The sequence below is a fragment of the Collinsella sp. An2 genome, from assembly GCF_002160065.1.
In the GTDB taxonomy this organism is placed as follows: Bacteria; Actinomycetota; Coriobacteriia; order Coriobacteriales; family Coriobacteriaceae; genus Limicola.
This window is the reverse complement of the sequence record NZ_NFJW01000002.1, coordinates 1-15,244: the sequence shown is the minus strand read 5'-3', so window position 1 is coordinate 15,244 and position 15,244 is coordinate 1. Positions and strand designations below refer to the sequence as shown.

Sequence of the window (15,244 nt, the reverse complement as noted above, 5' to 3'; positions counted from 1 at the left end):
GGCGATATGCCCAGGAGAAAGGGTAAGGCGGGGCCGCTGGCCGAGCAGAGGTCCTACCCGAGGCTCACCCTCGACGACCGCCGCGGGATAGAGCGCGGCCTCGACAGGGGCGAGAGCATGCGCGAGATCGCGCGCAGGCTCGGCAGGGCGCCGTCGACCGTCACGCGCGAGGTCAAGAGGAACAGGGTGTACCTGAGCCCCAGGGACATGGAGGGGCAGCGGTTCCCCGAGGGGGACCAGCCCGGGCTGTGCGGGCTGCTGGCGGCGCCGCCGGGCGTGTGCAACGGGTGCAACAAGAGGCGCTGCGGCTGCTCCAGGAGGCCCAAGGCCGCGTACCGGGCCGTGAGGGCGCAGGCGCTGGCCGACGAGGAGCTCCGGGAGGCGCGCAAGGGGGTCGACGAGACCGAGTCGGGCATGGCCATGAAGCTCGAGACGATACGGTCGGACCTGGCGCGCGGGCTGTCGCCCGCCCAGATCGCCGCGACGCGCCCGTCCCTCGGCGCCTCGCGGTCGACCATCTACCGCTGGGTGGACGAGGGCTACGGCGGCATGAGCAACATGGAGCTGCGGAGGAAGGTCGGCTACAAGCCCCGCAAGAGGAAGCCCGGGGGCGGCGGGACCCGCCACTCCGACCGCAGGTCGTACGCCGCCTTCCTCGCGCTGCCGCAGGACGCCCGGGACGGCTGCTGGGAGATGGACACCGTCGAGGGCAGGCAGTCCGACTCGGCCTGCCTCCTGACGCTGCACAACAGGGCGGCCAGGTTCCAGCTGGCGCTGCCGATGGCGGCGAAGACGTCCGAGGAGACGAAGCGGGTGCTGCTCGGGATCGGGAGGGTGCTCGGGAGGGACGGCGTGCGCCGCGTCTTCCGGTGCGTGCTCACCGACAACGGCAGCGAGTTCGCCGACGAGGCCGCGATAGCCGCGGCGTTCGGCGAGGGGCCCGGGGAGACCAGGCTGTTCTACTGCGACCCGATGCGCTCGGACCAGAAGGGCGCGTGCGAGAGGAACCACGTCGAGGTGAGGAAGCTGCTGCCCAAGGGCCGCGGCATATCGTTCGACCGGCTCGCGCCGGCCGACTGCTCCCTGCTGATGAGCCAGCTGAACTCCGAGCCGCGCGGCGTCCTGGCGTTCATGCCCCCGGCCCGGATGCTGCTGGCCGCCTTCGGCGACGACGCGAGGGCGATCATGGACGCCTACGGCATAGAGCTCCTCGACCCGTCCGAGCTCGACCTGACCCCGGCATGCATCGAGCGCGCCCGCGCGGAGAGGGGCGAGCGCCCCCTGAGGGGGTAGGGCGGGGCGCCGGATACGGCGAGCGCGAGCCCGTTGCGCTGGGTCCGGGACCCACGGCCGGCGGGCGGGCGGAGCATGCCTCCAGGACCCAGCGCAACGGGCTGGGGACGGCCGCGGGCCCCTTGCGACCTGCGGTTCCGCCGGATCGCGGAGACCGAGGGCGTAGCGCTGGCCTCGGGAAAGACCCTATTGCAAGGGGGTGTTGCGCTGAGGTTGGGAATCAACCAATGGTCGTGCGGCGGCGATGGGGCGCGGTGACGAGGCGACGTGACGGCAAGGTGCTGCGGAGGCGGCGGCGCGTGGTCGTCGACTCGTTGATGCGCCGTCTCGCCAACTCGTTGGGCCGCCGGCACATCGTCCCGCCGACCCGCTGTCTCGCCGACGCGCCGCCCCGCCGTCTCGCTTCATACAAAGTTAGACCAGCAACTAGAATTGACAAAGAAAACGCGTCAAAACAGGCGTAAAGATAGTCAAATCTAGTTGCTGGTCTAAAACGGTGTAAGGCGAACGGGCCGCGGGGACGCTGCGGGCGCCGGGGTAACGGGTCGCGAGGACGCATCGGGCGGCGGAGCCTGGCGGGACGTCGGACGAGAACAACCGGTTCGACACCACGCCAACGCTGCAGGCTCGCCGTTCGCTGCTTGGCTAGTGCTTGCCGTTGCTCGCTGCGGATCCGTTAACATGGTCACGCGCGAACACCACGCCGCGGGTCAGCGCGAGCTCGCAGGCATCGGCCGCGCGCATGGTGGTGTCGGTAAAGGCTTCGGCCTCTTTGCCGCGCAGCTGCTTGAGTACGAAATCGGCTACGGGCATGCGTCCCGGAGGATCGCCGATTCCCACGCGAATGCGGCTGAAGTCTCGGCTCCCCAGTTTGTCGATAATCGAGCGCAGGCCGTTGTGGCCAGCGTGTCCGCCTCCGACCTTCACGCGGACATCGCCCTCGGGAATGTCCAGCTCGTCGTGTACAACAAGCAGCTCGGTGGCGCTTACACCGTATTCTTTGCAGAGCTTAGAGATGGGACCACCACTCGTATTCATGAAGCTCTGGGGCTTGACGAGCACCACATCGCGCTGGCATCCGGGCTCCTCGGGGTCGTTTACCTTCACGACGGCGACCTCGGCGCCCAGCTGGTTTTTCCAATAGCCCACACCGGCACGGCGACCCAGCTCGTCAACGGTCTTAAACCCGGCGTTATGTCTGGTTTCGGCGTATTCGGACCCCGGGTTGCCCAGGCCGGCCACCATGCGGATCTTGCCCGGCTGCGCAGCTGCCATGCGGGCCTCCTTTCGTTGTTTGACCTATTCATACTGATGGCGGGAACAGTCAAAGTCAAACGGTTTCACCCGTTTTGAATGAGCTATGGAGGGCAGCAAGCGAAGGCAATTTCAGGCGTCCTCAGGCGGCAAGATCGAAAAAACAAGCCCTCTGACGTGGGGTGTTGTTGAAAACCTCGACAGAGAATCGGCGTACGCCCACAAGCGCTGAGCGACCGCTCAGCCCGCTCGGACGTCGGTTTCAGCCGATGCGTCTATAGTCGGGCACAGGTGGGAGATTGGGGGCGTTTGGCAGTGGGGGCGTTGGTTTTATCAGGCATTTCTACCATTCGAGCCATTCGATGGGCGCGGCAGCGGTACCGCAGCCTGCCGTGGACGTCGGTCGGGCGCATCGAGATTAAGCGCGCGCTCGAGAGTTGTGTTCCCAACAAGGCGCGAATCGATTGGGCCGAGCTGGAACGCCAGGGGTTCTTCGGCCATGAGCTTGGCGAAGAGCTGCAGGTGTTGGTTGGAAACGATTTGGCGCGACGCAAGCGGGAGGGCATTCGCTGTCGCGTTCAAAGCCGCGAGCTGGAGCGGGGCATGCTCATGCGCGTCTTGCCGGGCCTGTACTGTGCGTCTCCCGCCTTGGCGGCCATGCAATACGCGCGAGGCAAGAGCTTTGCCGAGGTGTTCATGCTGGTGACGGAGTTCTTAGGGACCTATACCCTTCCAGCCGAGGCGACATGGGATATCGAGTGGGGAGAAGTCTGGCCAGAGCGCCTTCGGCGAGAGCTCCGCGAAGCCGACCACGCGCGGCCGGTGCGTCCGGTCGAGCAAGAGCACTCTGTCTGCATGCCTGCGACAACGATTCAGGAGCTTCGTCGCGTTTCCCGGCTGAGCAGAGGCAGCAAGGACGTCACGTTTCAGATGGTAGTGAATTTCGCTATGCCCGGGGCGGCGTCTCCGGCCGAGGCGATTATGGCTGGTCAGCTGGGGCTGCCGCAGCGCCACGGCGGGTTTGGATGCCGCCTGCTGCCAAAGGGCGGCATGAAGTTGAACCACCGCATCGATTTCGATACGCAGGCGACAAACATGGCGTCCGGCGTCCCGTATGCTGTGTGCGACGCCTATATACCGGCTGCCAAGACCGACGTCGAATACAGCGGCGTTGGGCGTGAGGCGGAGAACGCGCACATTCATGACGAGGGACGCAGCAACGGTCTGCGCGGCATGGGCGTGCGAGTGATCGTTATCAACAAAGGTCAGATGAGGGATCTGGGTGCGCTTGAGGCGATGGTCCGGTCTATCTATCGGTCGGCGGGACGTCGTTTTCAGCGTCAAACGCAGGAGCAGGGTGCCCGTCAGGCGAAGCTGCTGGACGGCCTGCGCCGCAGCGTCGGCCTGCCTCCGGCTTGATCGAGGGGGCAGAGGGTCAGTCTCGCGCGAAGGGTTGCGTGCGGAATCTCTGCTGATTGCCGCGCTTGGATTGGAGGAGAGAGCGCATTTCCCGTCGGTTGCCGTGCCTCGGCCCGTGGGGTAGGCGCGATGCCCGTCGCTGTCAGAACGATAGAAAAAGCCTCCCGGCGCTGCGTGGAAGCAATGACGGGAGGCTCGTTAGCAACAGATTGCCTCATCGTGGCGGTCCAAGCCTGAGGGCCTTCATCGTGGCGGGCCAAGTCCGCGAAGGTGGCGGGAATGCGGCGCGACGGTGGCGCGTAGGCAACGCGAGACGCCGGTGCCGAGACGGCCCCGCGCCAGCCCTGCGACAGCCCCGTACAGGCCCCGCGACAACCTCCGCTACAGAGCGAAATCGCCGCCGACGAGCTTGGAAACCGAGTGCTCCTCGTACACGGCGTTGATGGCGTCGGCAAACTCCTGGGCCACGGAGATGGTCTTGATCTTGCCGCCCACCTCAACGGGGATGGAGTCGGTTACCAGGCACTCGACGATGGGCGCGTTGTTCAGGCGCTCGATGGCCGGACCCGAGAAAATGCCATGCGTGGCGCACACGTAGATGTCGCCAGCGCCCATCTTCTTGAGCTCCTTGACGCCGGCGCACAGGGTGCCCGCGGTGTCGATCATGTCGTCGTTGATGATGCAGGTCTTGCCCTCGATGTCACCGATGATGCCCATGACCTCGGCGGCGTTGTGGCGCGGGCGGCCCTTGTGAGCAATGGCCAGGTCGCAGCCCAGCATGTCGGAGAGCATCTTGGCGGCTTTGGCGCGGCCCACGTCGGGGGAGACGACCACGAGGTTGTCGGTGTCGAAGCCCATGGCGTTGTAGTAGTCGCCAAACAGCGGCAGCGCAGACAGCTGGTTCACCGGAATATCGAAGAAGCCCTGGATCTGGCCCTGGTGCAGGTCGAGGGTGATGATGCGGTCGACACCGGCGCGCTCAAGCAGGTTGGCCACCAGGCGAGCGGTGATGGGCTCGCGCGGGGCGGCCTTGCGGTCCTGGCGCGCATACGCATAGTGGGTGATGACCGCGGTGATGGTGCGGGCCGAGGCGCGCTTGGCGGCGTCGGTGGCCACCAGCAGCTCCATCAGCATGTCGTTGACGCTGGCTCCTGCAATGGACTGCACCAGGAAGACGTCCGCGCCACGAACGGACTCGTCAAAGCGGGCGTAGATCTCGCCGTTCGCAAACTTCTCAAGGGCAAGACCCGAGAGCTCGACACCCAGGATGTCAGCGATTTTCTGCGCAAGCGGCCGGTTACACGACCCCGAATACAGACGCAGCGTCTTATACATCTGATGGGTCAATTTGTGGTCCTGTGTTGGCATCTGCCCGTTCTCCTTTTGTTGTGGACTGCCTTGCCCTAGCGTTGTTCGCTACAGACGAGCGCGCCTGCGCTCGGTGTAACCCTCTACGATGTGCTGCTCGGTACGCTCGAGGGCGAGCGCGCCGTCAGGAACATCCTTGGTGATGGTGCCGCCGGCGCCCGTGATGACGTCGGAGCCAATGTGAACAGGAGCAACCATCATGGTATCGGAACCGATGAACGTACGGTCTCCGATTACGGTTGCATTTTTGTGCTTGCCGTCGTAGTTGCAGGTGATGGATCCGGCGCCGATGTTCACGCCGGCACCCATCTGCGTGTCGCCGATGTACGAGAGGTGCGGGACCTTGGAGCCCTCGCCGATGGTGGAGTTCTTGATCTCGACGTGCGTGCCCACATGGGCGTGGTCGAGTATGTGGGCGCCGGGGCGCAGGTAGGCGCGCGGGCCCACGGAGACCTCGCGCTCGATGACGGCCTGGATGCCCACGGTCTCCTCGACGGATGAGCCATCGCCCACGCGGCAGTCGGTGAGGCGGGTGTTGGGGCCGACGACGCAGCCCTCGCCCACATGGGTGTCGCCGAGCAGGAATGTAAGCGGCCAGACAACCGTATCGCGGCCGATGGTGACCCCCGGCGCGATCCAGGTGCTGGTGGGGTCGATGATGGTGACGCCTTCGGCCATATGGCGCTCGTTCTCGCGGTCGCGCGCGATGGCGGTGATCTGGGCGAGCTGCGCACGGCTGTTGACGCCAAGCGCCTCGCGATAGTCATCGAGGTGGCAGATGCGCACGGTCTGGCCGGCGGACCTCAGGATCTCAATCATGTCGGGCAGGTAGTACTCACCCTGGGCGTTGTCGCATCCGACCTCGCCGATATGCGCCGCCAGCTGGGCCCCGTCAAACGCATAGCAGCCCATGTTGCACTCAAGCAGGGTCGCGGCCTGTTCGGGCGTGCAATCTTTCTGCTCGATGTTGCGCACGACGTCGCCGTGCTCGTCGAGCTCCAGGCGCCCGTAGCCAAAGGGGTCGGGCGGGGTGCAGGTGAGGATGGAAGCCGCGCAGGAGCCGTCGGCGACCGACTGGGCAAACTGCTCGACGGTTTGAGGCTGAATCAGCGGGAGGTCGCCATTGAGCACCACAACGGGGCCGGCGTCGATACCCGTGGCATCCAGCGCCACGCGCACGGCGTGACCGGTGCCCAGGCGCTCGGTCTGCTCAACGCACTCGATGTGGGCGTCTTCGCGCGTGCCGTAGGAGGCTTCCAGCAGCGTGCGCACCTCGTCTGCGTGGCTGCCGATAACGACGACCACGCGGGTCACGCCAGCGGCGAGCGCGGCGTCGACGACCCAGCAGATCATGGGCTTGCCAAGAATCTCGTGCGAGACCTTGGCGTGGTTGGACTTCATGCGGGTGCCTTCGCCCGCAGCAAGGATGATGGCGGTTGCCTCCATGTATCCCCCAGTCGATGTCGTTGTCGTCGCCGGGGGTCAGCGTGCTTGTGGTCGAGCTGGAAATTGGCGCATGGCGCGTCATGTCTCGTTGACCAGTGCTGCCGTGCGGCAGCAAGCTTCTTCCAACAGCCAAAGGCTGCCAGTCCACATGCGTGGCCGACTGTCCCCGTAGGCGCGCGAACCGCCAGCCTAACCGTTGCCCTCCCCGGTTTTGCCACAGATGATACCGCAGCGAGCGGCTGTCGCTGCGGGAATGCGGCGGCTCTTGAGAAACGTCCAGCGAATAAGCACGCGAAAAGCATGGTGAGCGTCGCTTTAACGTGCACTGCAGGACACCGCGGGTACACTGGGAGAAACAGTTCGTCACCAGGGCGCTTGTTGTTGGCGCAGATGTGGCAGACAGGAGGAGCCGATGTTCCGAGACAACAGGACGAAGCGTCGTGCCGGGCGTGCGGATACTGCCCGCAGTTCGCGGGCGAGGGCCGCGGGCCTTGCGAGCGCCTTCGCCCTTTCGGCCGCTCTTGTGGCCGGGGTTCTTGCGACGGGACCCGCTGCGACACCGAACGCGTTTGCCGACAGCGCGGCGGCCGACGGAGACGCTGCGGCTTCGACCTTTACCGATTCCTATACCGCGTGGCCGGGCTATGCGACCACGGCGGCGGAGTCCATAGCTCCGGGTGCCGTGCCGGTAAGCGCTCCTGTTTCGGGCGACGAGGCGTGGCGCGTCACGCTGTCGGCTTTGATCGAAGGCTCGGCTGCGGAATCGGCGAAAGGCGAGGTCGGTGGCGTGGATGCGTCGGCGTCGGAGAACGCGGGCGCCGTACAGGCCGTGTCTGAGGCGGCCGTCTCCATGTTGGCGCTGCGGCAGGCGGGTCAGAGCACCTATATGTATGTGGCGTACGGCACGACGATTCTCAAGCTGGATGCGGCAAGCGGCTCCGAACTCGCTCGTACCGAGCTCCCTTCCCGGATGCCGCAGGAGTCTGGCGCCGCGTTCGTCGATGGCGTGCTCGTGGTGCCCACGGAGTCGGGCCAGCTGGTGGCATACGACGAGGATCTGATGAAGGCGTGGGAGACGCAGGCGCTGCCGGCGCCCGCCGGGTCGTCGTGGGCCGTAAGCTCGGATATCGCCGAGCACGACGGCTGCGTGTACGTCGCGTTTGCCGCCGAGGGTGCCGACGCGTCCGAGTCGAGCGAGGGCGGCGATGTCGTGATGGCCGCCTATTCCTCTCTGGACGGCAGCCTGCTTTGGACGGTGACGCCAGGCGGCGCAGGATCGGCGGCGGGCAATGCTGCGGGCGAGGGTTCTGCGACTCCCACTGCGGGCTCGTCGGCGTCTGGCGCTACCGACCTCTCGCTCTATGCGACCGATGACGGCCTGCTGTTCTGCCGGGGAGATGCAACGCTATACCTGCTTGGATACGAAGCAGGGGAGACCCTGGCCAAACTGGAGCAGGCGGGCCCTGTGGCCGGTCGCATCGGAGCCGTTTCTACGGGTGCGGGCGACCCTTCGATTTTCGTGGTCGTCGCATCTGTTGAGGGAGCGTCGGCGGAGGACGGGGCGTCTTCGACGCCGGTGTCGGAGGCGCGCGTTGTGGACGTGACCGACGGGGGATTGGGCTTCAGCGAGCCGTGCCGCATCGATGGGGACGCGCGCAACATTCGGCCTGTTGTCGTGGGCGGAGACGCCTATCTGGTCGTCGAGGCGTCGGGCGATGGCGATGCGACGGGCGGCAGTGAAGCCGCGGGCGACAGTGGCGCGACGAGCGCCGCCGGCGAGGCGCGCGGCAGTGAAGCTGCGGGCGGCGACGGTACAGCGAGCGCTACCGAAGAGACCGCCGCCGGAGGGGCAGCCGTCGCCGAGACCAAGCTCGTCGAGCTCGACCTCTCGCAGGCCGTCGAAGATGTTGAGCGTGTGCGCGAGACGCAGGCGGCGGACGCCAACGCGTCCGAGGTCGGGCAAGGAACGTCGACAGGCTCGGACGCCTGCTTTGCCGCGCCGGCGGCGCCGCAGGTAACGGCTTCGGTCGCGGCGCCCTGTGCGACGGGCGGCCTGTTTGCCGGTGTCTATGGCGAGAACGGGCGCGAGGCGACCATCGAGCTGCAATATGTGGGCAGCGACGGCGGCCTCTACATCGCAACGTTTGCTGCAGACCAGGGCCTTGCAGCAGCGACGGTCGAGCGACGGGCCGATCTTGCCCCGCAGGCAGCTGCAGGGGAGGGCGCCTCTGAGGCGTCGTCTGTTGCGAGCCCGGCTCCGGTGGCGAATCGCGATGGTTCGATGTTCTGTGCGGCAGGCGGCGCCATCGTCGCGCTTTCGCCCGATGCCCACCGGGCTGTGGCCACCCCGGTGGGCGGCTCGGAGGGGCTCGACACGGTTATGGGTTCGGGGCTTATGCTGCCCAACGGCGCAGGCCTCGGTGTCGGCGTGCTGGTGCTCGCTGCAGGATTTGGTGCCTACTACGCCATTCGAAACCGAGGCAATCGTGCCAAGATCGATGAGGGGGTCGTCGCCTGGCGACAGGGCGAAGAAGCGACCGGTCGCTCGAAGACGTCGCGCTCTCGCTCGGGTCGAAGCCGGTAGCCTTTTCATGGTTTGAGGTCGCTGCTGCCCACCTAGATGCACGGTATACCCAAATACCTGCGGATTCTTGGAATATCCTGTCCAAAACGTGGGTAAACATAATGTCAATTAGCGTTTTGTTGCGTCTGGCGCGGGCTCTGCCTTTATGACAGGACCCGCGCCTTGTCGAAATGGTGCACCCAGGGTGTCTGCGGCGTTTTCGTTCGCATATCTTCGGGGCGGTACCTCAGACGATGCAATGCTTCTTGTCCTGCGGCAACCGCCGTCCACCCCCGACCCCATCGGAGGTCCTATGCACGGAGATACCATCCTTCTCATGACGTTCGTGTTCGCGCTTGTCGCCGCGTTTGTCGGCGGAATCGTGGCACGAGCCCTGCGGCTCCCACCCATCGTCGGCTATCTGGTCGGCGGCATGGTGGTCAGCCCCTTTACGCCCGGCTTCATCGGAGATTCCGACGCCATGAACCAGCTTTCCGAGGTTGGCGTCATGTTCATGATGTTCAGCACGGGCTTGCACTTCTCGCTCAAAGACCTGTTCGAAGTCAAAGGCATCGCCATACCGGGCGCCATTCTGCAGATCGTGGCGGGAACGCTTGCCGGCTATGCGCTGGCCATGGCGTTTGGCTGGTCGGCCGAGGCGGGCATCATGCTCGGCCTGTCGGTGAGCATCGCCTCGACCGTGGTGCTCATCAAAAACCTTACCGACGCCGGGCTCTACCAGAGCCATGGCGGCCGCGTCGCCACGGGATGGCTCATCGTGGAGGATCTCGCGACCGTCGTGATTCTCGTGGTGCTGCCGGTGCTCTTTGGCCCCGGCGAGGTTTCGGGCCCTGCGCTTGCGGCCGGTCTTGCCGAGGCGTTGGCGAAGACGGTCATCTTCGTGGCCCTCATGCTGGTCGTGGGCTCGCGCGTGCTGCCCTGGTTGCTCACGCGCATCGCGCGCTTCTGCCCCGGCGAGCTCTTCCAGCTTGCCGTGGTAGTCATTGCCCTCGGCACCGCCATGGCCGCCTCGCTGTTCTTCGACCTATCCGTGGCCCTTGGCGCGTTTCTCGCCGGCGTCGTGGTGGGTGGCTCCAAGCTTTCGCATCGCGTGGCAGCCGAGGCCATCCCCTTCAAGGACCTGTTCTCCATCATCTTCTTCGCGTCAGTGGGCATGATGGTGAATCCCGCCACGCTGGCGGCGCACCTGCCCGAGCTCGTGGCGCTTGTGGCCCTCATCATTGTGGGCAAGTGGCTCATCAACATGGTGCTGGGCACGGTGCTCTCGGCGGGCTTGCACACCTCGCTTACCGTCGCCGCAGGCCTTGCGCAGATCGGCGAGTTCTCGTTCATCATTGGCCAGACGGGTATGTCGCTGGGCATTCTCTCGGCCGACCAGTACAGCCTCATTCTGGGGGGCGCGGTGGTATCGATCGCGCTCAACTCGTTTGTGTTTAAGGGAATCGGACCCATCGAGGACTGGATGCGTGGCCATAAGCGCTTGTCGGGCCTCTACGAGCGGCATGTGCATCACTTCGAGCCGCCTGCGGACAACCTGGGCGGCCACGTGGTGGTTGTGGGCTATGGGCACGCCGGACGCTGCGTGACCGAGGTCGTGAAGAACCTGGACATCCCCTGTCTGGTGGTCGAGCGCGAGCTGCAGGTTGCCGAGGAGGCGGAGACCGATGGCCTCTCCGTGCTGGTGGGCGACGCCGCGAACTCCGAGATTCTTTCGCATGCGCATCTGGACACGGCGCGCGTGCTGGTGATAGCCGGCAATGGTGACGGAGCGGCCGAGCAGATCGCCCGCGAGGCGCGTGAGCTTGCCCCGAACCTGCGCATCGTGACGCGCGCCGAGACCGAGGACGGCGTGGCAGCACTCGTGGCCGCCGGGGCCGACGACGTCGTGCGCCCCGAGCTGGAAGGCGGCATCGAGCTTATGCGGCATACGATGCTTGATCTGGGGTATCGACCCAAGCAGATTCAGGACTATGCGAACGATCTACGTGCAAGCGGATACGAGGCGCTGGGCGATGGGGCCCAGGGCAAGCGCATGCACGCGTTTGAGCGCCTGGTGGCGTCGCTGGCCGAGGTCGACCTGCACTGGATATCGGTGGGCGAGGGTTGCCCGCTTGCGGGGTGCACGCTGGCACAGCTTGACCTGCGTGCCCGCACCGGCGCAAACGCCGTCGCGCTGCGGCGCGGAACCGATATCGAGCTGTTTCTGGATGCCGGGACGGTGCTTGAGGCCGGTGACCGCGTGGGTATGATCGGCACAGCCGAGGCCCTTGAGGCAGCGGAAGCCCTGCTCAGCGCTTAGAACGCAGTAAGCCCCCAGGAGGTGCCGTCGTGCGGCAAGTCCCCTGGGGCTTCTCATGTCTGGTGCGGGCCTGTTGCGTGTTGGCGCCGCGCCCGCTTCGCGTCGGCGCCGTTAGAGGTCGATGGTGAGCGTGACCGGGCAGTGGTCGCTGCCGTAGACGTCGTTGCGAATCGCAGCCTCGCGCACCTGGTCGCGCACGGAGTCGCTTACCAGGAAGTAGTCGATGCGCCATCCCGCGTTGTTCTTGCGGGCGTTGAAGCGGTAACTCCACCAGCTGTAGGCGCCGGTCTCGTCCGGGTGCAGCAGGCGGAACGTGTCGGTGAAGCCGGCGTCCAGCAGCTCGGTGAACTTCCCGCGCTCCTCGTCCGAAAAGCCGGCGTTGCCCCGGTTGCTCTGGGGATTCTTGAGGTCGATCTCTTCGTGGGCAACGTTGAAGTCGCCACAGGTGACCACGGGCTTGTCGGTCTCGTCCTCAAGGCCGCGCAGGAAGGAGCGATAGGCGTCGTCCCAGGCCATGCGCGTGTCGATGCGCGCAAGCTCGTTTTGGGCGTTGGGCGTGTAGACGTCCACAAACCAGAACCGGTCAAACTCGAGGGCGCACACGCGGCCTTCGGTAGCGGCCGTGGCCACCAGCTCGCTTCCGTCGGCATACGGCAGCAGGCTGTCGGCTCGGCGCACCGACAGCGGCTCTTCGCGCGTGAAGACGGCCGTGCCGGAGTAGCCTTTGCGCTCTGCATAGCTCCAGATCTGGTGATAGCCAGGCAGGTCGACCTCGACCTGGCCCTCCTGCAGCTTGGTTTCCTGCAGCGCGAGGATGTCGACGTCAAGCGACTCCGCGATTTCGATAAAGCCGGGGTCCTTTTTCAGGACCGCGCGCAGGCCGTTCACGTTCCACGAGGCGAACGTGTAGGTGCGGGCGGGGGAGGATGCGTCGGACATGGATAACTCCTTCGTCGGGAGGGTGTATCGTGCTTGTGGAAGGATGGTACCCCGACGCTCTGCATCCGTCTACGAGAAGCGGGGCGTTTGCCGGCATCCCACAGGGAAAGGGGCGGCTCTATGTCGAAACCAGCAGCAATCATCGATGTCCATGAGGCCCAGGAGACGCTTCGGCGCCTGTTTGCGAACCATAAGCACGCCGTGTTCTTTGGCGGCGCGGGCGTGTCCACGGCAAGCGGCATCCCGGACTTCCGCAGCGTGGACGGTCTCTACCACCAGCACTTCGCGTATCCTCCCGAGACCATGCTCTCGCATTCGTTTTACGAGACGCATCCAGCGGAGTTCTTCGACTTCTATCGCGAGCGCATGATCGCGCTTGGGGCGCAGCCCAACCAGGCTCACAGAAAGCTTGCGCAGCTTGAGAGCGACGGCGTGCTGGACGCGGTGGTTACCCAGAACATCGACGGCCTGCACCAGGCGGCGGGCTCAAAGCGGGTGTACGAGCTGCACGGCTCGGTGCATCGCAACGTATGCCAGTCGTGCGGGGCGGTCTATGGCGCGGAGTGGGTCGTGGCGCGAGAGCACGAGGACGCGGGCGGCGTGCCGGTGTGCCCTGCGTGCGGCGGGCACATCAAGCCCGACGTGGTGCTGTATGAGGAGCCGCTGAGCGAGAACGTCCTGATGGGTGCGGTCGATGCCATTGCATCGGCGGATCTGCTGGTCGTGGGCGGAACGTCGCTCGTTGTGTATCCGGCGGCGGGGCTCATCCGCTATTTCGGCGGCGACGCCCTCGTCATCGTGAACCGGGACCCCACGCCGCAAGGCGCGCTCGCGGACGTTGTGATCTCCTGCGACATCGCCCAGGCGTTCGACTTCTAGCGGGGTAGCGAGGTTCTCGCCGGGCCGTGTTCGCATCGCGTTCTCGGCAGGGGCCATATCTGCCCCGATGCCATAGCGGTTTGCCGTCTATCCTGCATATTCCTACCAAGGAGCGATAATTTTGTCCTCCTGCCGCCGCAGCGTGACCAATGCCGCGATAGTTGCCCCATGCTCTGCATGACGGGCGCGGCGCCCCGATAGCGCCGCAGGTCACCTGCGTGAATGGGAGGCAACATGGCACAACAGCGAGAGCCGCGTATCGATTGGCGGACAGGCGCGGAGGTGTCGGGGCTGCGGCAGAAGGGCTCACGGCGCAAACCCAGGCCCTCTTCGGAGCTCTCGCGCGTCGAGCAGGGCTCCTACCTGGACACCTATCTAGCGCGATGCCGTAACGAGCGAAGGCTCGACGACAAAACCATCAAGGCGTACAGCTGCGACATTAGCCAATGCATCGAGTGGCTTGCCGACATGGGCGGGGCCATAGACCGCGAAGGGCTGCGGGCATACATGGCGCATCTGAATGCCAACCACGCCGCGAGCACGGTAAGGCGCAAGCTCGCGTCGATTCGCGCTTGGACCCGCTGGCTCAAGCGCGAGCAATATATAGAGATGAGCCCGTTCGAGGAGCTCGAGGTCAACATTCGCCAGCCGTTGCTGCTGCCGCGCATCATTCGGCCCGCAGAGCTCAAGCGCATCCTGGACGTGGACTCGAGACGTCTCATGCTGGCGCGCAGGAAGCGCAAAGGGGACCATACCGTGCACGAGGCCGACCTCGCCCTGCGGGACCAGGCGATCCTAGAGCTCTTGGTGGCGACGGGCATTCGCGTGTCGGAGCTCTGCGCGCTCAATATGGACAGCGTGGACATGTCGTCGCAGCAGCTGCGCATCTTCGGCAAAGGCTCAAAGGAGCGCGTGATGATCCTGGGGTCAAAGACCACGCGGGAGGTGCTCGAGAGCTATCTGGAGGACCGGCAGGACGAGCTGAGCCCATGGTGCGTTCCAAAGACGAACGCACTCTTTTTAAATAGGGCGAGAAGGCGGATAACCGATCAGGCGGTGCGCAGGATCATATTCAAGCGGACCAAGGAGGCGGGCGTGCCCACGCATATCACCCCGCACATGTTTCGCCACTCGTTTGCGACGGCGCTGCTCGAGGAGGACGTGGACATCCGATACATACAGAAGCTGCTGGGACACAGCTCGGTGAAGACGACGGAACGTTACACATATGTTTCATCGGCAAAGCTGCGCGAGATCATGGAACAACACAATCCGCGCGATGTGTTGGAAGAAGAGGTCGGAATGCGCTAGGCGCGGGGCCAGTTAGTGTGCAAAACACAAAGATGATGGTCAGAAAGCGAAAAATAAATCAACATGTTGTGTTTGCAGGGAGAAAAATGGGCTATTATGCACAAGGTCCAACCGCGCAAAGAGGTATGCCGAAGGGCGTACCAGCGGGCCTCTCAGCATCAAAATCGCAGCTACATATGTGAAGAGGGGCGATAAAACTGGGCCATGAAATCAAAAAGAAGTGGACAAAGAGCAAAACGGTGTTAGACTAACTTACACCGGTGGAGCTTAGTCTGCCGTCGTGGCCATTTTTGCCGTATGGCTAGAAGAACCGCGATAAAAGGACTAAACTCTATAACTGGCGATTATCTGTTCCTTATGGAAGGAGAAAGACGTATGACAGCTTGCGTCAACAAGAAGCACACGAGGAGGGTCGCGCTCGCCATCTCCGCCTCGCTCGTGGGGGCCCTGAG

General features: G+C 64.9%; 10 protein-coding genes. 6 read left to right on the top strand and 4 right to left on the bottom strand.

What is annotated here, in order from left to right; translation table 11 throughout:
* Positions 1–6 precede the first annotated feature (6 nt).
* Positions 7–1,293 (top strand): IS30 family transposase, encoded by a 1,287-nt coding sequence (locus B5F33_RS02005; RefSeq protein ID WP_087410133.1) that lies wholly within the window; start codon positions 7–9, stop codon positions 1,291–1,293.
* Between the two features lie 645 nt (positions 1,294–1,938).
* On the opposite strand, the gene pth is transcribed toward B5F33_RS02005, so the two are convergent.
* Positions 1,939–2,568 (bottom strand): aminoacyl-tRNA hydrolase, encoded by a 630-nt coding sequence (gene pth, locus B5F33_RS02000; RefSeq protein ID WP_204214349.1) that lies wholly within the window; start codon positions 2,566–2,568, stop codon positions 1,939–1,941.
* Between the two features lie 294 nt (positions 2,569–2,862).
* Here pth and B5F33_RS01995 point away from each other — a divergent pair, with 294 nt between their 5' ends.
* Complete coding sequence (locus B5F33_RS01995) at positions 2,863–3,966, top strand: hypothetical protein (protein WP_143757920.1); 1,104 nt, start codon at positions 2,863–2,865, stop codon at positions 3,964–3,966.
* Between the two features lie 381 nt (positions 3,967–4,347).
* Here the strand turns inward: B5F33_RS01995 and B5F33_RS01990 are convergent, their stop codons facing one another.
* Positions 4,348–5,334, bottom strand: coding sequence for a ribose-phosphate pyrophosphokinase (locus B5F33_RS01990; protein WP_087410131.1), 987 nt, complete (start codon positions 5,332–5,334; stop codon positions 4,348–4,350).
* 48 nt (positions 5,335–5,382) lie between these two features.
* The gene (gene glmU / locus B5F33_RS01985; RefSeq protein ID WP_087410130.1) at positions 5,383–6,780 is read right to left on the bottom strand and encodes a bifunctional UDP-N-acetylglucosamine diphosphorylase/glucosamine-1-phosphate N-acetyltransferase GlmU; all 1,398 of its coding nucleotides are present in this window, start codon (positions 6,778–6,780) and stop codon (positions 5,383–5,385) included.
* Between the two features lie 412 nt (positions 6,781–7,192).
* Here glmU and B5F33_RS01980 point away from each other — a divergent pair, with 412 nt between their 5' ends.
* On the top strand, positions 7,193–9,364 hold the full coding sequence (locus tag B5F33_RS01980) for a hypothetical protein (RefSeq protein ID WP_087410129.1): 2,172 nt from the start codon (positions 7,193–7,195) through the stop codon (positions 9,362–9,364).
* 292 nt (positions 9,365–9,656) lie between these two features.
* Entirely contained in the window at positions 9,657–11,663 is a 2,007-nt protein-coding gene (locus tag B5F33_RS01975) for a cation:proton antiporter (RefSeq protein WP_087410128.1), read from the top strand.
* A gap of 111 nt (positions 11,664–11,774) precedes the next feature.
* On the opposite strand, the gene B5F33_RS01970 is transcribed toward B5F33_RS01975, so the two are convergent.
* Positions 11,775–12,602 carry an exodeoxyribonuclease III gene (locus B5F33_RS01970; RefSeq protein ID WP_087410127.1) on the bottom strand — a complete coding sequence of 276 codons (828 nt, stop codon included), beginning with the start codon at positions 12,600–12,602 and terminating at the stop codon, positions 11,775–11,777.
* 120 nt (positions 12,603–12,722) lie between these two features.
* Between B5F33_RS01970 and B5F33_RS01965 the strand changes: the two genes are divergently transcribed.
* Together B5F33_RS01965 and B5F33_RS01960 are read left to right on the top strand one after the other, a co-directional pair.
* Positions 12,723–13,481, top strand: a complete 759-nt coding sequence (locus B5F33_RS01965; RefSeq protein WP_087410126.1) for an NAD-dependent protein deacylase — start codon at positions 12,723–12,725, stop codon at positions 13,479–13,481.
* Between the two features lie 234 nt (positions 13,482–13,715).
* The gene (locus tag B5F33_RS01960; RefSeq protein WP_158095281.1) at positions 13,716–14,792 is read left to right on the top strand and encodes a tyrosine-type recombinase/integrase; all 1,077 of its coding nucleotides are present in this window, start codon (positions 13,716–13,718) and stop codon (positions 14,790–14,792) included.
* Positions 14,793–15,244: the final 452 nt, after the last annotated feature.